Origin of the sequence: Hoeflea ulvae, assembly GCF_026619435.1 — a bacterium.
In the GTDB taxonomy this organism is placed as follows: domain Bacteria; phylum Pseudomonadota; class Alphaproteobacteria; order Rhizobiales; family Rhizobiaceae; genus Hoeflea; species Hoeflea ulvae.
On record NZ_JAOVZQ010000001.1, the window covers coordinates 2,750,449 to 2,775,710 of the forward strand.

Genomic DNA, 25,262 nt, shown 5'->3' on the forward strand with positions numbered 1-25,262 from the left:
GCGCCGCACCATCCGGCTTTGGAATGGATTGAGTTGTGCGGCAACCTACAATGCAATACCTCGAAGTGGTACAGCGTATGTTGTGCGTTTGATCCCACGGGGCTCGCGCAACAGTACGGCAATTTAAAGTCCTGAAGGGGCATGGTGACATTATGCGCGAGAGCGCCAGTTCGGAAAACACACCCGCAAATCTTCCCAGCAATGATGAGGCGGAGAAATTTCTCGCCGAAAACCCCGACATCGAATCGGTGGATTTCCTGATCCCCGACATCAATGGCGTCATGCGCGGCAAGTGGGGCCCCACCGAGGCGCTGGGCAAGGCCGGCAATCCGGGCATCAACATGCCGCTGTCGATCTTCGGTCTGGATGTCTGGGGCAGGGAGGTCGAATCCACCGGCATCCACATCGAGACCGGCGATATCGACGGCTATTGCCGTGCCATTCCCGGCCGCATCAACCGCGCGCCCTGGGCGCCGCGGCCCTCGGCGCAGGTGCTGATGTCGATGTACACCGAAACCGGCGAGCCATGTGCCTATGATCCGCGCCATGTGCTGCAGCGTGTCGTCGACCGGTTCACCGCGCTTGGACTCAAGCCGGTGACGGCGTTCGAACTGGAATTCTACTTGGTGGATCCGGCCGTGTTCCAGCGCTCGGGCCGCATGGGCAAGGATCTCGGACCCGGTCCGGAACAGCAGCAGATGTATTCGCTGTCCGAACTGCGCGGCCAGAGCGACCTGTTTGCCGAAATCCGCGCCGCTGCGGTGGCGCAGGGTCTGCCGATCGACACCATCATCAAGGAAGCAGCGCCTGGCCAGTTCGAGGTCAATCTCAAGCATCGCGACGATGCCATGGCGGCCGCCGACGATACCGTGCTCCTGCGCCGGGTGATCACCGAATGCGCCCACAAGTTCGGCCTGCGCGCCACCTTCATGGCCAAGCCGTTTCTCGAATGGCCCGGCAACGGCATGCATGTCCATGCCAGCGTTGTGGATGAAAACGGCAAGAACATCTTTGCCGGAGAAGACGGCGACATACGGTTGCAGCATGCCGCGGCCGGTCTGCTGAAAACGCTCAAGGACACGCTGCTTCTCTATATACCGGGCTTCAACGGCTATCGCCGGCTGCAGCCGGGCTCCTATGCGCCGACGCGAATTGCCTGGGGCCGCAACAACCGCTCTGTCGTGGTCCGCGTTCCCGCTTCCGACGACAAGGCGCGCCGTCTCGAACACCGCATGTCCGGGGCTGACGCCAATCCCTATTTCGTGCTCGCCGGCGTGCTGGGCGGAATGCTCGAAGGCATCGAGAACGCGATCATGCCGCCGCCGGCCGTGGAGGGCAACGCCTATACGGTCGCGCTGCCGCAACTCTCCGACGACATGGATGACGCCATCGAGGATTTCGAGAATTCCGAATTCATTGCGCGCCTTTTCGGGACCGAATTGCGCATGATCTTTGCCGAAATCAAGCGGGAGGAGCTCAAAGCGTTCGACAATGAGATCACGCCATTGGAACGTTCGACCTATCTCTGAATTCAACTGAGCAGGCGTTCGCGCCTGTTGACGGCTCGATCTGCGGAACGGTGCGACAACTCCGTTTCAACGATTTGACATAGGACAAGGCGCTTGTCCGCCAAGTCGTGCGACTTTATGCCCGGTCTCGTGAATCTGTTTTTTGGGTTGACGGACGGGGTGATGTTTCGCATGTTGAGAGTGACACATAGGACGAATGCAATGGATTTTGAAGCATTTTTCGAAGAAAAGCTGGGTGGCCTTCGGGAAGCAGGCAATTACCGGGTTTTTGCCGATATCGAGCGTCATTCCGGTGAATTTCCGCGGGCCACGCGCTATCGCGCCGACGGATCGACACAGGATGTGACGGTCTGGTGTTCCAATGATTATCTCGGCATGGGCCAGAATCAGTTGGTCACCGGCGCAATGCAGGAAGCCATTGCGCGCTGTGGCGCGGGCGCCGGCGGCACGCGCAACATCTCCGGCACCAATCATTACCACGTGCTTCTCGAAAACGAGCTTGCCGATCTGCATGGCAAGGAAGACGCGTTGATCTTCACCTCGGGCTACGTGTCCAACTGGGCAGCGCTTGGCACCCTTGCCGGCAAGATCCCCGGCATCATCGTCTATTCCGATGCGCTCAATCACGCCTCGATGATTGAGGGCATTCGCCACTCGCGCTGCGAAAAGCGGGTCTTCAAGCACAATGATCCCGAAGATCTGCGCCGCTTGATGGCGCTCGATGATCCGGCGGCCCCAAAACTGGTCGCATTTGAAAGCGTCTATTCGATGGATGGCGATATTGCGCCGATTGCAGCGCTTTGCGACGTCGCCGATGAATTCGGCGCCATGACCTATCTCGACGAGGTCCATGCCGTCGGCATGTACGGACCACGCGGCGGCGGCATTGCCGAGCGCGAGGGCATCATGGATCGCCTCACGGTGATCGAGGGCACGCTGGGCAAGGCATTCGGCGTCATGGGTGGCTACATCACCGGAACCCGCGCCCTGTGCGACTTCATCCGCAGCTTCGCCTCGGGCTTCATCTTCACCACCGCGCTGCCGCCGTCACTCGCCGCCGGTGCGGCAGCCTCGATCCGCCACCTCAAGGCAAGCCAGCTTGAGCGCCGCCGGCATCAGGACACAGTCGCCAAGGTGCGCAAGGCACTGGATGTGCACGGCATTCCGCACATGCCCAATCCCAGCCACATCGTTCCGGTGCTGGTCGGCAATGCATCGAAATGCAAGTGGATTTCCGACGTGCTGATGGACCAGCACGGGATCTATGTGCAGCCGATCAATTATCCGACCGTGCCGGTCAAGACCGAGCGCCTGCGGATTACGCCGACGCCGATGCATACCGACGCCGACATCCGGCATCTGGCCGGTGCGCTCAGCGAGTTGTGGTCGCAATGCGCTCTGGCGCGGGCCGTCGCCTGATCCCGGACACGTGATTTCAAATGAAAAAGACCCTGATCTGGACAGCCGGATCAGGGTCTTTGCTTTTTGTGAACTGCTCTCTTTCAAGACCTCATGTGAGACCTGACGCGCTCTAACCGGCCTTTTTCTCGGTGGTCTCGGCGTCATCGCGCACCGGCGCGCAAAACAGCGTGTAGAGCGTCCCGATCACCGAGGAAACCTCGTGATTGAGGATCGAATAATAGATCATGCGTCCTTCGCGCCGGGTGTTGACCAGACCGTCGAGACGCAGCCGCGCCAATTGCTGCGACACCGCCGCCTGCGGCATGGCCAGGATCTCTTCGAGTTCCGAGACGGATTTTTCGCCTTCGGCCAGAATGCACAGGATCATCAACCGGGTTTCATGGCTCAGCGATTTGAGCAGGTCGCTCGCCTTGCGGGCCTGGACCATCAGCACACTGAGTTCTTCCGGCGCCATTCCGGTCTTGATATGGGGTAGTGTCATTTGTTTTACTCGATGACCATTGTTTCTTAGATGGTAGCGGGAACATCAGAAACAAGGACTGTTCCGCGACCATTAAAAGGCCCCGCCGACAGCTGCGTCAGGACGATTCGCAACAGGTTAGGGATCAGTGTTGCTGGCAAACCTACCTGATTTTTGTCAGGCCCCGCAATATGCCGGGCCATTTTTCTGACCGCCGGGTCCTTTGTTCCTGCTGTCCGGGCGCTCCCGAGCCGAAATTTCTTGCCCATGGCCGCACTCCGGCCCTAGTCTGCGGGTGAAATTCAGTCACCTGCAAGTCCGTGCCACCCAGAAGCGCGACCAGGACCGGGACGAATTGACATTGCCCGCCAGCTTGCGGGCCGGGGAGGTCTTCATGTCTGCCATCCATCGCATTGTGCCGCTGATCATCGCCTTGCTGCTGCCGGTGCCGGCAATGGCGCAGGAAGGCTCCCGCCGTATCGAAACCACTCCGAATGCCGATTATTTCGGCTTCGACCTGCGCACAGTGCAGGGCATTGTGCTCAAGGAATGCGAGACCATCTGCCTGGGCGACAGCCAGTGCAAGGCCTTCACCTATAACGTCAATGCCGGCTGGTGCTTCCTCAAATCCGATTATGACACGCTCAATCCCTTCACCGGTGCCGTGGCGGGCCGGGTTGTCAGCGATGCGGCCGAGCCCGACCTGGGTGCCGCCCCCGATCTGGCTTTCGTGCCTGCGTCGCTGCTTGATGCCGCGCGGACATACCGGGAGCGGATTATTGCGCGCGACGGCGCCTCCCGACGGGACCCGGTCACGCTGCTGCGCCTTGCCGAAGCCTCCATTGCTGCCGGCGACATGGAGGGCGCGGTGCGCAATTATGCCGTCGCCGTGGCGGCCGATCCGGAGCGAAGCCCGGCATGGACCGAGCTTTCGCGTGCAGCCTCTTCCTATGCGCCGCAGGATGCGCAGCTGACCCGGAGCCTGCGCTCGGTCGCGGTATCTGCAGCAATCAATGGCTACTGGACATCGAGGACCGTTTCGACGCGCGCCGATGCCCTGGCCGCACTGGGGGAAGCGCTCGAGGGTGTGCAGAACTGGCGGCCGGCGATCTCGGCCTACCTGGCCAGCCTTGAGCTGCGCGAAGTGCCCGCCTTGCGCAGCACCTATGCGGATTTGCGCAACCGGTACGGATTCCGGGTGGTGGACAACACCGTCGACGCCGACAGCGAGACGCCGCGGGTTTGCGTCCAGTTCTCGGAGAACCTGGTAAAAGGCGAGGATTACTCGCGGTTTGTCGCCCTCAACGGCGCCAGCGACATCGCCATTGAAACCGATGACCGGCAGATCTGTGTCAACGGGCTTGAGCACGGCCAGCGCTACCGGCTGGTCCTGCGCCAGGGGCTGCCCTCGGCGGTGGACGAGGTCCTGGAGGCGCCGGTGGAATTGTCACTCTATGTGCGCGACCGTGCGCCTGCTGCCCGGTTCACCGGCTCGAACTTTGTGCTGCCGGCCAAATCGCGGCTGGGCATTCCGCTTGTCACCATCAATGCGCCGTCTGCCGATCTGAAACTGTTTCGCGTCGGCGACCGGGCGCTGTCGCGCATCATCAGCAGCTCGGATTTTCTCAACCAGCTGGACAGCTACTCGATCGACAATATTTTGCAGGATGTCGGTTCCGCGGTCTGGGAAGGCGCTGTCGATGTTGACAGCGTGCCCAATCGCGAAGTCATCACCAGCATCCCGGTCGACACCTTGCTGTCCGAGCGCGAGCCGGGTGTCTATGTGCTGACCGCTGTGCCGCTGGGCGACAAGAGCGAGAACTGGGATGCCCGCGCCACCCAGTGGTTTGTCATTTCCGATATCGGGGTGACGACCTTTGCAGGCGACGACGGACTGTCGGTGTTCCTGCGGTCGCTGGATTCGGCCGAACCGCTGGGCGAGGTCAAGCTGACGCTGCTTGCCCGTAACAACGAGGTGCTGGGCGAGGCTGTCACCGATGCCGATGGCCGCGCCACTTTCCAGCCCGGCCTGATCCGCGGTCAATCCGGCCTGGCGCCGGCTGCCCTTCTGGCCAAGGGACCGGACGGCGATTTCGTCTTTCTCGATCTGACCCGGGGCGGTTTTGATCTTTCCGACCGCGGCGTGGCCGGACGGGCTTCGCCCGGTGGCGTCGATGTCATGGCCTGGACCGAACGCGGCATCTACCGTGCCGGCGAGACCGTTCATCTGGCAGCCCTGGCCGGGGATGGCACGACCGAGGCGCTGGCGGACCTGCCGCTGACCATCATCGTGCAACGGCCCGATGGGGTCGAGGATCGCCGGGTGATCTCCGATGGCGCAGCCCTTGGCGGCCATGCGGTGGCAATCGATCTTCCCGACAATGCCATGCAGGGCGGCTGGCGGGCCGCCTTGCACACCGACCCGAAGCGTCCGGCGATTGCCGAAGTGTCGTTTCTGGTCGAGGATTTTCAGCCTGACCGGATCGAGATCGAACTTGATGCGGGCGACGCTGTCGTGAGCCCGGAGGCTCCTGCCGAAATTGCCGTCACCGGCCGTTACCTCTACGGCGCGCCGGCAGGCGGTTTGGCCACGTCAGGCGAGATCGTGCTGAGCCGTACCCGCACGCTTGCGGCCTATCCGGGCTATGAGTTCGGGCTTGCAGACGAGGAATTCGAAAATTCGCGCATTCAACTCGACACGCTGTCGCCGCTTGATGAGGCGGGCAAGGCACTTGTCGACATCGATCTGGGGCAATTGCCGGTCACAACGCAGTTTTTGAAGGCAGATGTGACCATCCGCGCGGCTGAAGGCGGTGGCCGGGCTGTGGAACGCACAGTCGAACTCAAGGTTGCGAGCGACGGCCCGCGGATCGGCATCAATCCGCAATTTGATGACGGACAGGTGGCGGAAAACAGCGAGGCGGCCTTCCGGCTGATCGCCATTGACGCCGAAGGCGGGCGCATTGCCATGCCCGGCGCGACATGGTCGCTCGTCCGCATCGAGCGGAATTACCAGTGGTACCGTCAGGGCAATTCGTGGAACTACGAAGTGGTGGATTTCACCACCGAAGTCGCCGATGGCACCATCGACATTGCGGCGGATGCCGCGGCGAGCGTTGCTGCCAATGTCGACTGGGGCCGCTACCGGCTCGACGTCGCCAGCGCGGAAGGCACCGAAGCCAGCGTGTTGTTTGATGCCGGTTGGCATGTCGAAGCCAAGTCCACCGAAACACCCGACGGCCTCGAGATTGCACTCGACAAGGACCGCTACAGCGTTGGCGAAACCGCCCAATTGCGGATTTCACCGCGCTTTGCCGGCCAGGCATTGGTCACTGTCGGCTCGGAACGGCTGATTGCGACAGTTACCGCAACTGTGGGCGAAGATGGCGCCACCATCGCTTTGCCGGTCACCGAGGACTGGGGCGCGGGCGCCTATGTGACCGCGACACTCTACCGGCCCGGCGACGCAGAATCGCGCCTGCCGATGCGCGCCATCGGGGTCAAATGGCTCAGTGTCGATCCGGCGGACCGGCAACTGGCGGTCTCCCTGGACCTGCCGGAACAGACCAAACCGCGCACGCCATTCACGGTTCCGGTCACGCTCGCCGGTCTTCAGGCCGGTGACACGGCTTTTGTCACGGTCTCGGCCGTCGATGTCGGCATTTTGAATCTGACCCGGCATCAGGTTGCCGACCCAGAAGACTGGTATTTTGGCCAGCGCGCGCTGGGACTCGAGATCCGCGACCTCTATGGCCGCCTGATCGACGGCTCCGCCGGCGTGACCGGCCGCATCCGCTCGGGCGGTGACGGACCGATGATGCGTTCGGAAGGCAGTCCGTCGCGCGAAAAGCTGGTGGCGTTCTTCGAAGGACCGGTCGAGGTCGACGCCGATGGCAATGCCAGCGTGACATTCGACATGCCGCAATTCAACGGCACCGTGCGGGTCAATGTGGTGGCCTGGAGCAGCCGTGGCGTCGGGCATGCCACCAGGGACGTGATTGTCCGCGATCCGGTGGTCATCACCGCCAGCCTGCCGCAGTTCCTGGCGCCGGGTGACCGGTCGCAGATCTTGGTCGAACTGGCCAACACCGACGGTCCTGCCGGCAATTACGGGCTCGAGCTGTTCACGACTTCCGGACGGGTCAGCAGTGGCGATGGAATGCGTCAGACTTTCACACTGGAAAGCGGCGCCCGCAGCAGCCTGATCATGCCGCTCGACGGGCTGGCAAGCGGATCGGACACCATCACGATTGCGCTGAACGGACCCGACGGGTTGTCGCTTGACCGCGAAGAGATCGTTCTGGTCCGGCCGGCGGCCATGCCGTTGACCACCAAACGGGTGATCAGCCTTGCCGGCAATGGCGGAACGCTGCGGATCGATGGCGAATTGCTGGCCGACAGTCTGCTCGACGGCGCTTCCGTGACCGTTGGCGTCACCCGCAACGCAGCCTTCGACGTGGCGTCGCTGTTGATGGCGCTTGACCGCTATCCCTATGGCTGCGCCGAGCAGACCACCAGCCGGGCCTTGCCGCTGTTGTATCTGAGCGATCTTGGCGGAATTGGCGGCGGTGACGATGCCGATGCCATCCGCAAGCGGATTGACGGCGCGATCACCCGGCTTGTGGCCTATCAGTCGGCCTCGGGCAGTTTCGGTCTCTGGGGGCCGGGCTCGGGCGATCTGTGGCTTGACGCCTATGTCACCGACTTCCTGACCCGCGCCACCGAGAAGGGCTTTTCGGTTCCGCCGGTGGCGAGCCGTCTGGCACTCGACAATCTGCAAAACACGCTGGCCTACACCACCAATGTCGGCGCAGACGGCAGTTCCATTGCCTATGCGCTCTATGTGCTGGCGCGCAACCGCAAGGCCGCCGTCACCGATCTGCGCTATTACTCCGATGCCCAGATCGATGAATTCGCCCAGCCGCTGGCCCGCGCCCAGATCGGCGCTGCGCTGTCGCTCTATGGCGATCCGCAGCGCGCAGAGCAAAGCTTCCGCTCGGCCTTTGCCCATGCCCGGTCGACGGCCACCCTGGTCGGCGGACGCAATGATTATGGCTCGGCGCTGCGTGACGGTGCGGCGATGCTGGCGCTGGCGGCGGAATCCACACCCACGCCGGGCGTGGTGCCGGAGCTGATCCGCTTTGTCAGCGATGCCAAATCGGTGCGGACATCGACCTCCACCCAGGAAGACGCCTGGATGGTTCTGGCGGCCCGCGCCATTGCCGAAGGCAACCGGTCGATATCGGTCAATGTCAACGGCCGGGTTTACGCCGGCGCCTATGAGAGCCGGATGAGCGGCGAGGAGATCGGCGCCAATCCCCTGACCATTGTCAATCAGGGGCCTGATCCGGTCGATGCGGTGGTGACCACCATCGCGGCCCCGGCACAGCCCTTAAGCGCCGGAGGCAACGGCTTTTCGATCAACCGCAGCTATTACACGCTGGACGGCCAACCGGCGACGATCTCCTCGGTCAGTCAGAACCAGCGCTTCCTGGTGGTGCTGCAGATGCGCGAGATAAATGCCTGGCCATCACGGGTGATCGTCACCGATCTGCTGCCGGCCGGATTTGCCATCGACAATCCGCGTCTTGTCGGCAGCGCCGAGCTCGGCAACTTCCCCTGGCTGGGTGAGACATCGGCAAGCCATGCGGAATTCCGCACCGACCGTTTCATGGCAGCCTTCGACCGGACCGGATCTTCCGACCGTGACTTTACCGCAGCTTACGTGGTGCGGGCCACAACGCCCGGCATCTATGCGCAGCCGGCAGCGGTGGTCGAGGACATGTACCGTCCCGAGCTGGCCGCCCGCACCGCCACCGGCATTCTGGAGGTGCTTGGTCAGCCATGAGCAGGTTGCGCCGCCTCGGCCCCTGGCGGCTCGTCGCAGCCGCTGGCCTGACCTTGGCCGTGGTCAGCGGATTGACGCTGTTTGCCCTTGACCAGGCTGACCACGCCTATCCGCCGCCGCTCGAGGTTGCCGGGCAATTGTCGCGCGAGGTGCTCGACCGCGACGAGGATCTGCTGCGCGCCTATACCTCGGACAACGGCATCTGGCGCCTGCCGGTGGCGCTCGATCAGGTCGATCCCGACTATATCAGAATGCTGATTGCCTATGAGGATCGCCGCTTCCGCAGCCATCGGGGCGTCGATCCGGTGGCGCTGGGGCGCGCCGCGCTGCAATTGGTCAGCAATGGCCGCATTGTTTCGGGCGGCTCGACCATCACCATGCAACTGGCGCGGCTGATCGAGCCGCGGGCCGAGCGCTCGCTTCAGGCCAAGCTCAGGCAGATGGTCCGGGCGCTGCAGATCGAGCGGCGGATGAGCAAGGACGAGATCCTCGCTCTCTATCTGACGCTGGCGCCCTATGGCGGCAACCTCGAAGGCGTGCGGGCTGCAAGCCTCGCCTGGTTCGGCCGCGAGCCGAAAAACTCACTCTGGCGCAATCGGCGCTGCTCGTGGCGCTGCCGCAGTCGCCCGAATCGCGGCGGCCGGACCGGCAGCACGAGCAGGCAAGGCTGGCGCGCGACCGGGTGCTCGCCCGCATGCGCCATGCGGGCCTGATTCCCGCCAGTGAAATCGACCGGGCGTCAGCGGCAATGGTCCCGTCACGACGGCTGGCGATGCCGGATCTGGCAGCGCACACCGCCGATCTGGCTCTGCGCACACAACCCGATGCGCGCATGATCCGGCTCACCCTCGATGCAGGCATCCAGAGCCGGCTCGAGCAATTGGCAACAGAATCGGCGGCCCGGCTTGGGCCAAAGCAGTCGCTGGCCATGGTGCTGGCTGACGGCAGAACCGGCGAGGTGCTGGCCTCGATCGGATCGACCGGCCATCTTGATGCGGCTCGATCCGGCGGCATCGACATGACCCGCGCGGTCAGATCTCCCGGATCCACGCTCAAGCCCTTCATCTATGGCCTTGCCTTCGAGGATGCGATGATTGCGCCCGAAACCATGATCGACGACACGCCGGCGGATTTTGCCGGCTATCGGCCGCGCAATTTCGACCGCGACTATATGGGCGAGGTCAGTATCCGCCAGGCGCTGCAGTTCTCGCTCAACGTGCCGGCGGTGCGGCTTCTCGAGGCTGTCGGACCGCAACGGCTGCTGGCGAGGTTCAGGCGCGGCGGCACCGAGCTGCAATTGCCGCCCGGTGGCGCGCCGGGGCTGGCGATCGGTCTTGGTGGGGCAGGGGTGAGCCTGCGTGATCTGGTTCAGCTTTACACGGCCTTCGTCAACAACGGCACTGCGCGGCTGTTGCGTGACGGCTCCGAAATCGCGCTCGAGACCGCGTTCGAGCATCCGGTGATCGAGCCGCAGGCTGCCTGGCGCGTCTCCGACATATTGGCGGGAGTAGCAGCCCCGCAGGGCGCGCCGCGCATCGCCATCGCCTACAAGACCGGCACCTCCTACGGCTATCGTGACGCCTGGGCGGTGGGATATGACGGCCGCTACGTGCTCGGCGTCTGGGTCGGGCGCGCCGATGCGTCACCGGTTCCCGGCCTGTCGGGCATAGCCAGTGCTGCGCCGCTGCTGTTCGAGGCCTTTGCCCGCAGCGGGCGTGATCCGGTCCGGTTCCCCGCCGCCCCTGCCGGATTGATCGCCCGGACCCATGCCGAATTGCCGTTTGCGCTGAAAAAATACAAGGCGCGGGATCAGGCTGTCAGCTCGGTTGCTGACGGATCGCTGCCGCCGCGCATCGTCTATCCGCCGCAGGGTGCGCGTGTGGCGCTGGGATCGACCAGTGCCGGTGCCATGAGACCCCTGGTGATCAAGCTGCAGGGCGGCGCGGCCCCCTACAGGTTGATTGCCAATGGCGCGCCCCTGCCGAAGCCGACGCGCCGGCGCGTGCTTAACTGGTTGCCCGACAGCGCCGGCGCCTCGACACTGACGGTGATGGATGCCGAGGGACGCGCCGCCAGCGTCAGCGTGTTCATTGATCCGCAGTGAACTCGCCGACCGGTTCGGGCGCCGCATTCATGGCGGCAAGCACCAGATCGCGCAAACGCGCCGCCACCGCGCTGATGATCACATTGCGGCGTGAAATCAGGAAATAGGGGCTGACCAGGATCCTGTTTTCCGGGTTCACCGTGCTCAGGCCACCTGCCACATGATGCGCGACGAACAGATCGGCCACCTGGCGCGGAATTGGTGCCACCGCGTCCGATGAGGCCAGATAGGCGATCATCACCAGCATCGAGGTGGTGTTGACCATGTCGCCCGGCAGTTCCACCCCGGCTTCGACAAACACCGCCTCCACCGCCTGGCGCAAGGGTGTGTGCGGTGCCTGGATCACCCATTCATAGGCGGCAATCCGTTCAAGCGGCGCTGAAGCCGCACCAGCCAGCGGATGGTCCGCGCGCATCATGAAGCAGATGTCCTCATGGCGGCCGCGGCGCACATCGAGCAGGCGCTTGTCGTAGTTCGGCGGAATCCGTGACAGCACGAAATCATACTCGCCGCGAAACAGACCCTCGACCAGCACGTCGCTGGGGGCGACATCGACATGGATGTCGGCGCCGGTGGCGGTCTTTTTCAGCTCTTGAATCGCGGGCACGACGAAGGCCACCGATCCGTCGGTGACGGAACCGACCCGCGTGGTCCCGGCCAGGCCCTTGCTGACCGACGAGATCTCGCGCAGCGTCTGATCCAGCCCGTTGAGCAGATTGTGGCCGTTGCGGACCAGTGTCTCGCCCACTGGCGTCGGCGTCATGCCCTTGGGATGGCGCAGGAAGATCGCCCCGCCGACAATCCGTTCGATGCTCGAGAGCATCCGCGATGCGGCGGGCTGGGACATGGCAAGCTGTTCGGCGGCAAGGCCCAGCTGCCCGGTCTCGTGGATTGCCTGGATCAGCCGAAAATCCTTGAGCTGCAGACTGCGTGAGGTAATGACCATGAATGCTTATCAAATTTGGTATGTTGATTGTCAATCTATTCATTTGAAATGCATGCTGAAAACCTCGTAACTTGTGGCGGGTTCGTTTGGATCCTTATGGCCAGCAGGGCCCGCCTCCCAGGAGGGGCGAGGGCCTGCATGGCGCTGTCTTGGGAGGACTTGATGAAAAAGCTTACTTCAATTTTGGCGACAGTTGCGTTCGGCATCGGACTGGTTTCGGCACCGGTGCTGGCGCAGGACAAGGGAACGGTCGGCATCGCCATGCCGACAAAGTCATCCGCACGCTGGATTTCCGATGGAAATTCAATGGTCGAGCAGTTCACTGCAGCCGGATACGACACGGATCTGCAATATGCCGAGGATGACATCCCCAACCAGCTCGCGCAGATCGAGAACATGATCACCAAGGGCGTGGATGTTCTGGTGATCGCAGCGATTGACGGCACCACGCTGTCGAACGCGCTGGAAAATGCCGCAGCAGCCGGCATCAAGGTCATCGCCTATGACCGTCTGATCCGCGAAAGCGGCAATGTCGACTATTACGCAACCTTCGACAACTTCAAGGTCGGCGTGCAGCAGGCAACCTCGCTCGTCGGTGGCCTCAAGGAGCGCTTTGGCGACGGACCCTACAATGTCGAACTCTTCGGCGGTTCGCCGGACGACAACAATGCCTTCTTCTTCTACAACGGTGCGATGAGCGTGCTTCAGCCGCTGATCGACTCCGGTGAAGTGGTCATCGTTTCCGGACAGATGGGCATGGACAAGGTCGGCACACTGCGCTGGGACGGCGCGGTTGCGCAGGCCCGCATGGACAACCTTTTGTCGGCGCATTACACCGACAAGCAGGTCCATGGCGTTCTGTCGCCCTATGACGGCCTGTCGATCGGTATTCTTTCGTCGCTCAAGGGCGTCGGCTACGGCTCGGGCGATCTGAAAATGCCGATCGTTTCGGGTCAGGACGCGGAAGTGCAGTCGGTCAAGTCGATCCTGGCAGACGAGCAGTACTCCACGGTGTTCAAGGACACCCGCGAACTCGCACGCGTCACCGTCGGCATGGTGGAAGCGCTGCTGCAGGGCGGTACACCGGAAATCAATGACACGAGCACCTATGACAATGGCGTCAAGGTGGTCGAATCCTATCTGCTTGAGCCGGTTTCGGTCGACAAGTCGAACTGGGAAGAGATCGTCATCGGTTCCGGCTACTACACGATGGACCAGATCAAGTAATCTGATCCACGTCGCCAACAGGTGATCCTGCTCGCGCTTTTCATATGCGCGGGCAGGGGCCTGTTCCGCACCCTCGCAGATATCGAGATGCAGCCATGAAGCCGCTATTGGAGATGCGCTCCATAACCAAGACATTTCCCGGCGTGAAAGCACTCAACGCGGTGAACCTCACCGTGATGGAAGGCGAAATCCACGCGCTTGTCGGGGAAAATGGCGCCGGCAAATCGACCTTGATGAAGGTGCTGTCCGGGGTTTACCCCGCCGGCACCTATGAAGGCGAAATCCATTACGACGGCGCGCTCGCGGAATTTTCCGGCATTCGCCAAAGCGAAAATGTCGGCATCATCATCATCCATCAGGAACTGGCCCTGGTGCCGCTGCTGTCGATCGCCGAGAACCTGTTCATCGGCAATGAATGCGCCAGCAATGGAATCGTCGACTGGCACGAAACCTTCCAGCGCACCGAAGCGCTGTTGAAGAAGGTCGGCCTGTCGGAAGCCCCCGGCACGCTTGTCGACCGGATCGGCGTCGGCAAGCAACAGCTCGTCGAGATCGCCAAGGCCCTGTCCAAGGATGTGCGGCTGCTGATCCTGGACGAGCCGACCTCCGCGCTGTCAGAGAAGGACAGCCAGGCGCTGCTCGATTTGCTGCTGGAGCTCAAGGCCCAGGGCGTGACCTCGATCATCATCAGCCACAAGCTCAACGAGGTGCGCAGCATTGCCGACCGGGTCACGGTGATCCGCGACGGCGCGACGATTTCGACGCTCGATGCGCGCAGTGACGAAATCACCGAAGACCGGATCATCCACGACATGGTTGGCCGCGATATGGCGCAGCGCTTCCCCGAGCGCGAAAGCCATCCCGGCGACGTGCTGATGGAAGTGCGCAACTGGAATGTCTGGCACCCCGAACACACCGAACGCCAGGTCATCCGCGATGCCTGCCTGAATGTGCGCGCCGGCGAAGTCGTCGGCATTGCCGGCCTGATGGGCGCCGGGCGGACCGAGCTCGCCATGAGCATTTTCGGCAAGAGCTATGGACGCAGGATTTCTGGCGAAGTGCTGATCGACGGCAAGCCGGTCGATGTCTCGACCGTCGACCGCTCGATTTCCGCGGGCCTTGCCTATGTCACCGAGGACCGCAAGAATCTCGGCCTGGTTCTGGATGAAACCATCCAGCGCAACATCACGCTGGCCAATCTGGAGGAGGTGTCCTCCTATGGCGTGATATCGGAAGCCCAGGAGATCAATGTCGCCGAAGGGTTCCGCAAGGCCATCAACATCCGCACGCCGGGTGTGTTCCAGAAGGTGGTCAACCTATCGGGCGGCAACCAGCAAAAGGTCGTGCTGTCGAAATGGCTGTTTGCCGATCCGAAAGTGCTGATCCTGGATGAACCGACCCGCGGCATCGATGTCGGAGCGAAATACGAAATCTACGGCATCATCAACAAGCTCGTCGCCGACGGCAAGGGCGTATTGATGATCTCGTCGGAACTGCCGGAACTATTGGGCATGTGTGACAGAATCTATGTGATGAATGAAGGTGCCCTTGTGGGCGAGCTGACCGCCGCGGAAGCGAGCCAGGAACGCATTATGTCCTTCATCGTGAGGAGCTAAGACAATGGCGACGGACACCGTTGAAACCACCACCGGCAACCAGGGCCGCACTGTCGGTCAGTACCTTGCCGAACATCTGCGCGATTACGGCATGGTGCTCGCGCTGATCGCCATCATGGCGTTCTTTCAGGTGATGACCGACGGCACCCTGCTGCGGCCGGTCAACATCACCAATCTGTTCCTGCAAAACAGCTACATCATCATCATGGCACTCGGCATGCTGCTGGTCATTGTCGCCGGGCATATCGATCTGTCGGTCGGCTCCGTGGTCGGCTTTGTCGGCGCGCTGGCGGCGGTGATGATGGTCAACTGGGACTGGTCGATCTACCTCACCATTCCCTGTTGCCTGTTTGTCGGCATTCTCATTGGCGCAGCCCAGGGCTACTGGATCGCCTATTGGAAAATACCCTCCTTCATTGTCACGCTTGCCGGCATGCTGGTGTTCCGCGGCGCCTCGCTGTGGCTGCTTGAAGGCCAGTCTGTGGGCCCGTTCCCGCGCCAGTTCCAGGCGCTGTCGACCGGCTTCATTCCGGACCTGCTGCCCTTCGTCAAGGATCTGCTCGGGCTTGAGCGGATGAACGGCTTTGCGGTCGTCACCGGCATCGTGATTGCCGCGCTGATCATCTGGATGGGGTTGCGCGCGCGTGCCCGCAACCGCACCTATGGCATGATGGGCGAGCCCATGAGCTTCTTCATCGGACGCAATTTGCTGGTGGCCGGCGCGATCGTCTTCGTCTCCTACAAGCTCTCGACCTTCCGCGGTCTGCCCAATGTGCTGATCACCATGGGTTTTCTGACCATCATCTATGCCTTCCTGACGGAATCAACCACGCTGGGACGCCGCATCTATGCGCTGGGTGGCAATGAGAAGGCTGCGAAACTGTCGGGCATTGCCACCGAGCGGCTGACATTCCTGACCTTCGTCAATATGGGCATGCTGGCCGCCCTGGCCGGGCTGATTTTTGCCGCACGGCTCAACACCGCCACGCCGAAAGCCGGCGTCTCCTTCGAACTTGACGTGATTGCCGCGGTCTTCATCGGCGGTGCATCGATGTCGGGTGGCGTCGGCAAGATCATCGGCGCGGTGGTCGGCGCCTTCATCATGGGCGTGATGAACAATGGCATGTCGATCATGGGCATCGGCATTGATTACCAGCAGGTGATCAAGGGCCTGGTGCTGCTCGCGGCCGTCATCTTCGATGTCTACAACAAGAACAAACAAAGCTGATCCAACTGAGGAAAGCGGTTTCCCTGCACACAGGGACAACGGCTTCGGAGTCAAAATGACATTCACACCAGCAAAATGGCCGCGCAAGCTGCGCTCTCAAGAATGGTTCGGCGGAACCGGCCGGGACCAGATCTATCATCGCGGATGGATGAAGAACCAGGGCTTTCCGCACGACATGTTCGACGGCAGGCCGGTGATCGGCATTCTCAATACCTGGTCGGAACTGACCCCGTGCAACGCGCATCTGCGCGACCTGGCCGAGCGGGTCAAGAACGGCGTGCTCGAAGCCGGTGGCATGCCGGTCGAAGTCCCGGTGTTTTCGGCATCGGAAAGCTCGTTCCGGCCGACGGCGATGATGTTTCGCAATCTGGCGGCGATGGCGGTCGAGGAAGCCATGCGCGGCCAGCCGATGGACGGCGCCGTGCTTCTGGTGGGATGCGACAAGACCACGCCGAGCCTGCTGATGGGCGCGGCTTCGACCGACATGCCGTCGATTGTCGTCACCGGCGGGCCGATGCTCAACGGCTATTTCCGCGGCGAGCGGGTCGGATCCGGCACGCATCTGTGGAAATTCTCCGAAGCGGTGAAGGCCGGCGAGATGTCACAGGAGGATTTTCTCGAAGCCGAAGCCTCGATGTCGCGGTCTGCCGGTTCGTGCAACACCATGGGCACGGCCTCGACCATGGCCTCGATGGCCGAAGCGTTGGGCATGGCGCTCTCCGGCAATGCCGCGATACCGGCCGTCGACAGCCGCCGCCGGGTGATGGCGCAGATGTCGGGCCGCCGCATCGTCGACATGGTCAAGGACGACCTCAAGCCGTCCGACGTGTTGACCAAGCACGCCTTTGAAAACGCCATCCGCACCAATGGCGCCATTGGCGGCTCCACCAATGCGGTCATCCATTTGCTGGCCATTGCCGGCCGGGTCGGCATTGATCTGACACTGGATGACTGGGACCGCTGTGGCCGCGAAGTCGCGACCATCGTCAATCTGATGCCGTCGGGCAAATATCTGATGGAAGAGTTCTTCTATGCCGGCGGTCTGCCGGTGGTGCTCAAGCGGCTTGGTGAAGCCGGCCTGTTGCACAAGGATGCACTGACGGTCAGCGGCACTGCGATCTGGGACGAGGTCAAGGATGCCGTCAACACCAATGAGGACGTGATCCGCCCGGTCGACAAGGCGTTGACCGACGAGGGCGGCATTGCCGTGCTGAAGGGCAATCTTGCGCCAAGGGGCGCGGTGATCAAGCCGTCGGCGGCGTCAGCCCACCTGCTCAAGCACCGCGGTCGGGCCGTCGTGTTCGAGGACATCGACGACTACAAGGCCAAGATCAATGACGAGGCGCTCGACATTGACGAGAGCTGCGTCATGGTTCTGAAGAATTGCGGCCCGAAAGGCTATCCCGGCATGGCCGAGGTCGGCAATATGGGGCTGCCGCCAAAAGTGCTGCGCAAGGGCATCACCGACATGGTGCGGATCTCGGACGCCCGCATGTCGGGAACCGCCTATGGCACCGTCATCCTGCACACCGCACCCGAAGCGGCCGAGGGCGGACCGCTGGCCGTAGTCCGCGACGGCGACATGATCGAACTCGACGTCGCCGCCCGCAGCATCCGTCTCGATATATCGGACGCGGAGCTGGCGGCGCGGCTTGCCGAGTGGAAGCCGAACACTGAAAAGGCGCCGTCGGGCTATGCCTGGCTGCATCAAACCCACACCCAAGGCGCAGACACCGGGGCTGATCTGGATTTCCTGATCGGCTGCCGTGGCTCCCCGGTTGGAAAGGACTCGCACTGATGGCAACCAGGATCGCTCTTGCCGGCATCGGCAAAATTGCCCGAGACCAGCATGTGCCCGCGCTTGCCGCGTCGACAGACTGGGAACTGGCGGCAACCGTTTCGCGTCACGGCACGGTCGACGGCATCGAAGCCTATGATGACTTTGCCGCCATGCTCGAAGCGCGGCCCGATATCGGCGTGGTGTCGCTGTGCATGCCGCCGGTGCCGCGCTTTGACTATGCCAGGGCCGCAATTGCCGCCGGACGCCATGTGATGCTGGAAAAGCCGCCCGGCACGACGCTGTCGGAGTGCCATGCACTGGAAGCCATGGCCCGCGACGCCGGGGTTTCAATCTATGCGACCTGGCATTCGCGCGAGGCCGCCATGGTCGCCACCGCCAAATCCTGGCTTGCCGGCAAGACCCTGCGCAAGCTCGAGGTGATCTGGAAAGAGGATGTGCGCAAATGGCATCCGGGCCAGACCTGGATCTGGCAGGCCGGCGGTCTCGGCGTCTTCGATCCGGGCATCAATGCGCTGTCGATCGTCACGGAGATCCTCGCCGATCCGATCCATGTGACGTCGTCGGAGCTGCTGATTCCCGAAAACTGCGAGACACCGATCGCCGCCAATATGACATTCGCGCATCCTCACGGGGCCGAGGTCAGCGCCGTGTTCGATTTCCGCAAGGAGGGCGACCAGTTCTGGAACATCGAGATCGAGACCGACCAGGGCAGGCTGGTGTTGTCGGAAGGCGGCGCCACCTTGACGATTGACGGCCGCAGGCAAAGCGCTGCGACGGACGCCAATCCGCTGACCGGAGAATATCCACGGCTTTACGCCAATATGGCCAGGCTGGTGCGCGATAACGCCATCGATATGGATCTGGCGCCGATGACCCATGTTGCCGACGCATTTCTGATGGGCACGCGGGTGACGGTCGAACCGTTCATCGAGTGATCTTTCTGGCCACCGCGCCACGCCGACACTTTGCCGGGTACGCCGTTTGGTCACGGTTGCAGATGCTCGGAGACATTCCTGAAAGGACGATAAGATGAAACAACCGCTCGCCAATATACTGCCGGTGGCTCCGACTCCGTTTCACGCCGATGGCCGGGTCGATGAAGACGGCATGCGCCGGGTGATCGATTGCATGATCGACCAGGGCGTCGACGCCATCTGCATCCTCGCCAATTATTCCGAACAGTTTCTGCTTTCGGACGAGGAACGCCTGTTGCTGATGCGCCTGAGCCTCGAACACACGGCGGGCCGGGTGCCTGTGATTGTCACCACCAGTCATTTCTCCACTGAAATCGCCACCCAGCGCGCCTTGGCGGCGCAGTCGATGGGCGCCGCGATGGTCATGATGATGCCGCCTTATCACGGCTCCGGCCTGTTCCCGGCGCCGCAGGGAATTTTCGAGCATTTTGAAGCCGTCAGCAACGCGATCTCGATCCCGATCATGGTGCAGGATGCGCCGCTGTCGGGCGTGACGATGACGGTGGAGCTGCTGGCCCGCCTGGCCAAAGAGCTCGAAAATGTCTCCTATTTCAAGATCGAATGCCCCTTTGCCGCCGACAAGCTGGCAGCCCTGATCGAAGCCGCCGGCGACCATATCGCCGGACCGTTTGACGGCGAGGAGGCGGTGACGCTGCTGGCTGATCTCGATGCGGGCGCCACCGGAACCATGACATCGGCACTGTTTCCCGAACTCATCCGGCCGATCGTCACCGAGTTTCGCGCCGGCAACAAGGACGCGGCGCTGGCGCAGTGGCAGAAATGTCTGCCTTTGATCAATCATGAGAACCGGCAGTGTGGACTTCGCGCTGCAAAAGTGGTTTTCAGGGAGGGAGGGGTGATCGGCAGCGATTATGTGCGTCACCCGCTAAAGCCGATGTCGGATCGAACCAGAAGCCGCCTGTTGCAGCTTGCGGGCGATCTTGATGTCCTTGCCCTGAGATGGGGCAAATAGGCAGCTCGGCTGAACCGTCCGAAACCAGATTACCAAATGGGAATACCAAATATGATCACCGGAAAACATCTGATCGCCGGCAACTGGGTTGATGGAGACGCCAAATTCAGCTCCGAGCCCGCCCATGGCGACGTCCATGAGTTCTCCGTCGGCACGCCGGCCCATGTCGATGCAGCGGCGACGGCTGCGGAAGAGGCGTTCTGGAGTTTTGGCTATTCGACCCGCGCCGAGCGGGCCGCCTTGCTCAATGCGATTGCCGACGAGATCGAGATCCGCGGCGCGGAAATCACCGTCATCGGCACCTCCGAGTCGGGACTGCCCGAAGCCCGTCTGAATGGCGAACGCGGCCGCACCACCGGCCAGCTTCGGCTGTTTGCCAGCCACATCGAAAAGGGCGATTATCTCGATCGCCGCCATGATGAAGCGCTTCCCGACCGCGCACCGTTGCCGCGTCCCGACCTGCGCATGATCGAACGCCCGATCGGCCCGGTTGCCGTGTTCGGCGCCTCGAATTTCCCGCTCGCCTTTTCGACCGCCGGCGGCGACACCGCAGCGGCGCTGGCTGCAGGCTGCCCGGTTGTGGTCAAGGGTCATTCCGCCCATCCCGGCACCGGCGAAATCGTGGCCCAGGCCGTGGATGCGGCAATCAAGAAGCTCGGCATGCACCCGGGCATCTTCTCGCTGATCCAGGGCGGCACCCGCGAAACCGGCCAGAGCCTGGTCCAGCATCCGCTGATCAAGGCCGTCGGCTTCACCGGTTCGCTGGGTGGCGGCCGCGCGCTGTTCGATCTCTGCGCCCAGCGCCCGGATCCGATCCCGTTCTTTGGCGAACTGGGTTCGGTCAATCCGATGTTCCTGCTGCCGCAGGCGGTCAAGGCGCGCGGCGAGGCCATCGGCACCGGCTGGGCCGGGTCGCTGACCATGGGGGCAGGGCAGTTCTGCACCAATCCGGGCATCGCTGTTGTCATCGACGGCCCCGAAGCCGACGCCTTTGTCGAGGCTTCCACGGCAGCGCTTGGAGCCGTCGGCGCGCAAACCATGCTGACTGACGGCATTGCTGCCGCCTACCGCTCCGGCCGCGATCGCGTCGCCGGAACCGCCGGCGTGCAGGAACTGCTGACCTCCACCTGCGACATGCGCAATGCCACGCCCTATCTGTTTGCCACCACCGGCAAGGACTGGCTCGACAATGAGGTGCTCGGCGAGGAAGTCTTCGGACCGCTCGGACTGGTCGTGCGCGTTGCCGATTTCGACGAGATGCTTGCGGTGGCCAAGAGCCTGTCAGGCCAGCTCACCTGCACGCTGCACATGGATGATGGCGACACTGACCATGGCCGGGCCCTGATGCCGATCCTCGAGCGCAAGGCCGGCCGGGTTCTGGCCAACGGGTTCCCAACCGGCGTCGAGGTTGCCGATCTCGATGGTGCATGGCGGACCTTATCCGGCGTCGACCAATTTCGGCGCGACCTCGGTCGGCACATTGTCGATCCGCCGCTTCCTGCGTCCGGTCTGCTATCAGAACCTGCCTGAAGCCCTGTTGCCTGCCGATCTGCGATAGCGCAAACAAAAAGGCCCGCCACAGCGATTTGGGTCGCCGTGGCGGGCTTTTCTATGGCCGTTACCTCACATCGATGAGGCTTCGATCGTTGTGCCAGCCAGGTCTGCTGACACCGGCAAGCGGGTATTATGCGTCGAGCACGGACACGAAACCCTCGAAATTGGGATGCCCGGCATACATGCCCTTGTTCGAACCCGCATTCTTGTGCGCGTCGCGGAAATTCTGCGACTTGGTCCAGTCGACAAAATGCTGTTCCGACTGCCAGACCGTGTGCGAGGCGTAGAGTGTCTGCCTGGTCTCGGGGTCCTGCTTGCCCTTGAGCAGATGGAAGGTCTCGAAACCGGGCATGTCCTTGAGACTGGAATCGCGATTGCGCCAGACGTCTTCAAATGCGGTCTCGTGGCCTTCATTGATGATGAAGCGGTTCATGGCGATATACATGCGATGTCTCCTGTAAGTGTCTTTTGAGTGTATTCGAGGATGGTCGACGTCCTCCAATTCCGTGCCGGCCTGGTTCCGGCAAAGTTCGATTGTTGCCCTAACGGTCTATCTCCTGAATTCGACCGGTATGACAAAACGTGTCTGTGCGCCCGCCGGTGGCCTGGGGAAGGGGGAGGCGCGCTTGACATGGGCAACCGCGGCGCGGTCGATCCTTGAATTGCCGGAACTTCGCGACACCGCTATGCCCGTGGCCTTGCCGTTGGAGGCTATCTTGAAGCTTATATGGGCAACACCGCGGCCACCGGCATTTTTCTGCCGGGTTCGGGCGATTTTCGAATAGATCTTGCCCGGATAGTTCGATGCAGCGGCATTGCCGGTGGCGCTGGACCGCGATTTCGACTTGTTCCGGCCGCTCGGCGCCGCCGTCTTCGCCTCCCTGCCTTGCTGGGATCCGGCCTTTGCACTGGTGTTCGAATTCGCGACCTTCTGGCCGGACGCAGGCTTTTTCTTGGCCGGCTTCTTCTTCGGCTTTTTGACCTGTTCGGGTTTGGGTATCGGCTTGGGGATATTCTCGAGTACCGGCTCCTCGATTGCCTCGATGGTTTCGCTTGGCTTCACCGGAGACGTTTCGGCTGCTTTTTTCGTAACCTCTACCGGATCAACCGGCGCCGGCTCCGGGGTGACGGTTTCGGTCCTAACCGGCTGCGTCAGCGCCGGCTGCGGGCTTTCGGGGTCATGCGTAACCTGGACGGGCGCGGCAAATGCGGACAGGTAGGGCGAGGGGGCAAGGGCCTCCACCGGTACGGGGTTTGCGCTGACTGATGCCGGTTCGACTGCGGTCTTTGCGGGATCGACAGGCTGCAGTGTCTTGGGTGACGGCTGCGCCGTCAACGGCTTTGCCTCAACCGGAGCGGCTTCACTGTCCGCCGTGACGGGCTGCACCGGATCGTCCTGTACCGCGGAATCGGTCACATCATCCGGCGTTGCCGGCTCGATATTGTCGCCCTGCTTGACCAGATCGGCAAAGCTGCTGCCCAGTGCGGCCATTTCGGTGGCCTGGCCGCCTTCGATCAGCACCTCCGTCTCGCTGGAAGGCGCCAGCGCCATCGCCGCGACATGCAGCACTGCCGACCCCGACAAGGCAAGGATCGCCGCAAGGCGCAATTTCGACAGGCTGGTCATTTCGGCTCCAGGCCCTTCTCGGTCACCAGCATGATCTTGCGGGCGCCGAGGCCTTTCAGCTCCGCACTGATCTCGATCAGCTTCGCCGCACGCAGGTCGCGGTCCGGCACCAGCCGGATGATGTCGAGATCTCCGGGGTTTGATTCCTGCTTGATCGTCACATAATGCGCCGGGGTGACCGAGGCGCCGCGATATTTCATCAATCCGTCCGGCAGCACCACCAGCGCATCCGGCGGTTCGCGGTTATCGAGTTCCGCCGTCTTGATCAGCTTCAGGCCGCTTTCGAGCGGCGGTGCGATCTGGGCGGCCACGAGAAAGAAGATCAACATCAGGAAGACGATGTTGATCAGCGCGATGGTGGGTTCGGGCTTGGCCCGGTAAGCACGTTTGGAGGTCAGTCGCATGAAACAGGCCTATTGAACGATTTGCAGGCTGAGGCCCGGCAATTTCCGGGCGATCAACAGGACATCGACCAGTTGCTGCGAACTTGCAGTCTCGTCAACAGACAGGATCAGCTGATTGATTCCGTTTGCCGATTGCTGGCGGGCAAGCTCCGCGCCCAGCGCCTCGACCGGCAGGGCGGATCCATTGAGCGAGAGCCGTCCGTCCGACAATTTGACAAAGGCCGGCGTAGCGTCACTCGCAGCCGCAGCACTGCCGCCACCGGTCCCCAGTTCCACATCGGCAAAGCGCGAGAATGTCGATGACAGCATGAAGAACAGCAAGAGCAGAAAGATGACGTCGATCAGCGACGTCATCGAAATCTGCCGTCTCGGGCTGGTTGCCGGCTCAAACCGCATTGGCGGACACCAATGGCGAGCCACCCGTTTCGGCACGCTGGCGCGGATCGTTGATCGCATCATAGGTCGACGGGTTGAGCACCCGCGCCACCGCCGTCTCGATCGCCAGCTTGTGGGTTTCGACGCGGCTTTCGAAATAGGTCAGCGCAATGCTGGTCGGCATCGCCACACCCAGCCCGACGGCGGTGGTCAGCAGCGCCACCCAGATGCCGCCGGCAAGGATCGAGGGATCGACGCTGTTGCCCGATTGCTGCAGCGCCTGGAACGCCGTGATCATCCCGAGCACCGTGCCGAACAGGCCGATCAGCGGCGCGGTCTGGGCAATCGATTCGAGAATCCGGAAGCCGGACTGGATGGAGTTGATCTGGGTCGAGGCCGACAGCATCAGCCGGTCTTCCAGCGCCTCATGAGTAATCCGGTTCTCGTCCCTGAGGTGTTTGAGCCGCATTGCCAGTTCGACGATGTCGCGCAAGCCCGCGGGCATCCGTTCGAGCCGCTGCCGGTCACCACGGCCCATATTGCCGCTCAGGCTGACCGGCGTGTCAAGAGATGCGCCGGCGCCGACCTTGAGCGCACTGAATTGCCAGAACTTGAACAGGATGGTTGCCACCGAGATGACCGACAGGCCGAGCAGCAGCACCACGACCGGTCCGCCGATGCTGATGAATTCCTGTATCCGCAGGATCGGGTTTTCGAAAAAGGTCATCCTGCGATCTCCGTGCTGGTCGAGCTCTTGACGTCAAGCTGATCGATGCATTCGGTGCCGTTCAGGCTTTCGCCCGTGCACGAGGCCGCGCCATTGATCAGGATCCGGCTGACTGCCGTGCATTGCGTGTCGGGCAGGTCGAACTGGCGAACCCGGGTCTTGCCCTCCGGCAAGTCCTTGAAGTCAAAAAGTGTGAACCGGGTGACCTTGCCGCCCCCGTCAAAAAGCACCGTTTCCAGCGTCATTTCCCCGATGGATTTGCCGGTGGCGTTGGATGCGACGAACACCAGCCGGCAGGCCTGGTCAATCTGTTCGACGGCGTTGAGATCGAGCGAGAGCCTCGCCTGCGCGCTGTCTTCAGAGCGCGCAGGCGAGGCGACAATCGCAAGACCCAAGACGATGGCCCGGAATGCGAACCTGGAACCGACAATTGTCATTTTCATCTCC

Annotated in this window: 18 protein-coding genes and 2 pseudogenes; 11 read left to right on the forward strand and 9 right to left on the reverse strand. The window is 62.4% G+C overall.

From position 1 onward, the window contains the following. Positions 1-152: 152 nt before the first annotated feature. Entirely contained in the window at positions 153-1,529 is a 1,377-nt protein-coding gene (locus tag OEG82_RS13005; protein ID WP_267612850.1) for a glutamine synthetase family protein, read from the forward strand. Positions 1,530-1,730: 201 nt separating this feature from the next. Further along, a complete protein-coding gene (hemA, locus tag OEG82_RS13010) occupies positions 1,731-2,948 on the forward strand; it encodes a 5-aminolevulinate synthase (RefSeq protein WP_267612851.1) in 1,218 nt (405 codons plus the stop codon). Between the two features lie 112 nt (positions 2,949-3,060). Here hemA and OEG82_RS13015 read toward each other — a convergent pair whose 3' ends face one another. Further along, positions 3,061-3,432, reverse strand: a complete 372-nt coding sequence (locus tag OEG82_RS13015; protein ID WP_267612852.1) for an ArsR/SmtB family transcription factor — start codon at positions 3,430-3,432, stop codon at positions 3,061-3,063. 26 nt (positions 3,433-3,458) lie between these two features. Next, complete coding sequence (locus OEG82_RS13020; RefSeq protein ID WP_267612853.1) at positions 3,459-3,680, reverse strand: hypothetical protein; 222 nt, start codon at positions 3,678-3,680, stop codon at positions 3,459-3,461. A 125-nt stretch (positions 3,681-3,805) separates the two neighbouring features. Between OEG82_RS13020 and OEG82_RS13025 the strand changes: the two genes are divergently transcribed. Together OEG82_RS13025 and pbpC are read left to right on the forward strand one after the other, a co-directional pair. Further along, positions 3,806-9,259 carry an alpha-2-macroglobulin family protein gene (locus OEG82_RS13025; protein WP_267612854.1) on the forward strand — a complete coding sequence of 1,818 codons (5,454 nt, stop codon included), beginning with the start codon at positions 3,806-3,808 and terminating at the stop codon, positions 9,257-9,259. After that, a pseudogene (gene pbpC, locus OEG82_RS13030) lies at positions 9,256-11,363 on the forward strand (penicillin-binding protein 1C). Before OEG82_RS13025 ends, pbpC begins: the two are co-directional and overlap by 4 nt. Here pbpC and OEG82_RS13035 read toward each other — a convergent pair. Next, entirely contained in the window at positions 11,347-12,309 is a 963-nt protein-coding gene (locus tag OEG82_RS13035; RefSeq protein WP_267612855.1) for a LysR family transcriptional regulator, read from the reverse strand. The pseudogene pbpC and the gene OEG82_RS13035 overlap by 17 nt on opposite strands. Positions 12,310-12,471: 162 nt before the next feature. On the opposite strand from OEG82_RS13035, the gene chvE reads away from it, so the two are divergent. From chvE to OEG82_RS13070, 7 genes and pseudogenes are all read left to right on the forward strand, one after another. Further along, positions 12,472-13,536: a multiple monosaccharide ABC transporter substrate-binding protein gene (chvE, locus tag OEG82_RS13040; RefSeq protein ID WP_267612856.1), complete on the forward strand. Its 1,065-nt coding sequence runs from the start codon at positions 12,472-12,474 to the stop codon at positions 13,534-13,536. A 95-nt stretch (positions 13,537-13,631) separates the two neighbouring features. Continuing rightward, entirely contained in the window at positions 13,632-15,152 is a 1,521-nt protein-coding gene (gene mmsA, locus OEG82_RS13045) for a multiple monosaccharide ABC transporter ATP-binding protein (RefSeq protein ID WP_267612857.1), read from the forward strand. A 4-nt stretch (positions 15,153-15,156) separates the two neighbouring features. Continuing rightward, on the forward strand, positions 15,157-16,380 hold the full coding sequence (gene mmsB / locus OEG82_RS13050; RefSeq protein ID WP_267612858.1) for a multiple monosaccharide ABC transporter permease: 1,224 nt from the start codon (positions 15,157-15,159) through the stop codon (positions 16,378-16,380). A 55-nt stretch (positions 16,381-16,435) separates the two neighbouring features. Further along, complete coding sequence (gene araD, locus OEG82_RS13055; RefSeq protein ID WP_267612859.1) at positions 16,436-18,178, forward strand: L-arabinonate dehydratase; 1,743 nt, start codon at positions 16,436-16,438, stop codon at positions 18,176-18,178. Further along, positions 18,175-19,116, forward strand: coding sequence for a Gfo/Idh/MocA family protein (locus tag OEG82_RS13060; RefSeq protein WP_425497646.1), 942 nt, complete (start codon positions 18,175-18,177; stop codon positions 19,114-19,116). Before araD ends, OEG82_RS13060 begins: the two co-directional genes overlap by 4 nt. Positions 19,117-19,210: 94 nt before the next feature. Then, on the forward strand, positions 19,211-20,128 hold the full coding sequence (locus OEG82_RS13065; protein WP_267612861.1) for a dihydrodipicolinate synthase family protein: 918 nt from the start codon (positions 19,211-19,213) through the stop codon (positions 20,126-20,128). Positions 20,129-20,179: 51 nt separating this feature from the next. Continuing rightward, positions 20,180-21,686, forward strand: a pseudogene (locus tag OEG82_RS13070) (aldehyde dehydrogenase (NADP(+))). Positions 21,687-21,812: 126 nt separating this feature from the next. On the opposite strand, the gene hmuQ reads toward OEG82_RS13070, so the two are convergent. The 6 genes from hmuQ to OEG82_RS13100 all read right to left on the reverse strand — a co-directional run bounded on the left by hmuQ (position 21,813) and on the right by OEG82_RS13100 (position 25,252). Beyond that, positions 21,813-22,127: a heme-degrading protein HmuQ gene (gene hmuQ / locus OEG82_RS13075; protein WP_267612862.1), complete on the reverse strand. Its 315-nt coding sequence runs from the start codon at positions 22,125-22,127 to the stop codon at positions 21,813-21,815. A gap of 105 nt (positions 22,128-22,232) precedes the next feature. After that, positions 22,233-23,309, reverse strand: coding sequence for an energy transducer TonB family protein (locus OEG82_RS13080; protein ID WP_267612863.1), 1,077 nt, complete (start codon positions 23,307-23,309; stop codon positions 22,233-22,235). Then, positions 23,306-23,713: an ExbD/TolR family protein gene (locus OEG82_RS13085; RefSeq protein WP_267612864.1), complete on the reverse strand. Its 408-nt coding sequence runs from the start codon at positions 23,711-23,713 to the stop codon at positions 23,306-23,308. The genes OEG82_RS13080 and OEG82_RS13085 overlap by 4 nt, the downstream gene beginning before the upstream one ends. Before the next feature lie 9 nt (positions 23,714-23,722). Continuing rightward, positions 23,723-24,172: an ExbD/TolR family protein gene (locus tag OEG82_RS13090; RefSeq protein WP_324288952.1), complete on the reverse strand. Its 450-nt coding sequence runs from the start codon at positions 24,170-24,172 to the stop codon at positions 23,723-23,725. Further along, on the reverse strand, positions 24,099-24,815 hold the full coding sequence (locus tag OEG82_RS13095; protein WP_267612866.1) for a MotA/TolQ/ExbB proton channel family protein: 717 nt from the start codon (positions 24,813-24,815) through the stop codon (positions 24,099-24,101). Before OEG82_RS13095 ends, OEG82_RS13090 begins: the two co-directional genes overlap by 74 nt. After that, the gene (locus tag OEG82_RS13100; protein WP_267612867.1) at positions 24,812-25,252 is read right to left on the reverse strand and encodes a hypothetical protein; all 441 of its coding nucleotides are present in this window, start codon (positions 25,250-25,252) and stop codon (positions 24,812-24,814) included. The genes OEG82_RS13095 and OEG82_RS13100 overlap by 4 nt, the downstream gene beginning before the upstream one ends. Between the last annotated feature and the right edge of the window lie 10 nt (positions 25,253-25,262).

Coding starts and splice junctions, on each gene's coding strand:
- OEG82_RS13005 (WP_267612850.1), top strand. CDS start 153: ATGCGCGAGAGCGCCAGTTCGGAAAACACACCCGCAAATCTTCCCAGC.
- hemA (WP_267612851.1), top strand. CDS start 1,731: ATGGATTTTGAAGCATTTTTCGAAGAAAAGCTGGGTGGCCTTCGGGAA.
- OEG82_RS13015 (WP_267612852.1), bottom strand. CDS start 3,432: ATGACACTACCCCATATCAAGACCGGAATGGCGCCGGAAGAACTCAGT.
- OEG82_RS13020 (WP_267612853.1), bottom strand. CDS start 3,680: ATGGGCAAGAAATTTCGGCTCGGGAGCGCCCGGACAGCAGGAACAAAG.
- OEG82_RS13025 (WP_267612854.1), top strand. CDS start 3,806: ATGTCTGCCATCCATCGCATTGTGCCGCTGATCATCGCCTTGCTGCTG.
- OEG82_RS13035 (WP_267612855.1), bottom strand. CDS start 12,309: ATGGTCATTACCTCACGCAGTCTGCAGCTCAAGGATTTTCGGCTGATC.
- chvE (WP_267612856.1), top strand. CDS start 12,472: ATGAAAAAGCTTACTTCAATTTTGGCGACAGTTGCGTTCGGCATCGGA.
- mmsA (WP_267612857.1), top strand. CDS start 13,632: ATGAAGCCGCTATTGGAGATGCGCTCCATAACCAAGACATTTCCCGGC.
- mmsB (WP_267612858.1), top strand. CDS start 15,157: ATGGCGACGGACACCGTTGAAACCACCACCGGCAACCAGGGCCGCACT.
- araD (WP_267612859.1), top strand. CDS start 16,436: ATGACATTCACACCAGCAAAATGGCCGCGCAAGCTGCGCTCTCAAGAA.
- OEG82_RS13065 (WP_267612861.1), top strand. CDS start 19,211: ATGAAACAACCGCTCGCCAATATACTGCCGGTGGCTCCGACTCCGTTT.
- hmuQ (WP_267612862.1), bottom strand. CDS start 22,127: ATGTATATCGCCATGAACCGCTTCATCATCAATGAAGGCCACGAGACC.
- OEG82_RS13080 (WP_267612863.1), bottom strand. CDS start 23,309: ATGACCAGCCTGTCGAAATTGCGCCTTGCGGCGATCCTTGCCTTGTCG.
- OEG82_RS13085 (WP_267612864.1), bottom strand. CDS start 23,713: ATGCGACTGACCTCCAAACGTGCTTACCGGGCCAAGCCCGAACCCACC.
- OEG82_RS13090 (WP_324288952.1), bottom strand. CDS start 24,172: ATGATGCGATCAACGATCCGCGCCAGCGTGCCGAAACGGGTGGCTCGC.
- OEG82_RS13095 (WP_267612866.1), bottom strand. CDS start 24,815: ATGACCTTTTTCGAAAACCCGATCCTGCGGATACAGGAATTCATCAGC.
- OEG82_RS13100 (WP_267612867.1), bottom strand. CDS start 25,252: ATGACAATTGTCGGTTCCAGGTTCGCATTCCGGGCCATCGTCTTGGGT.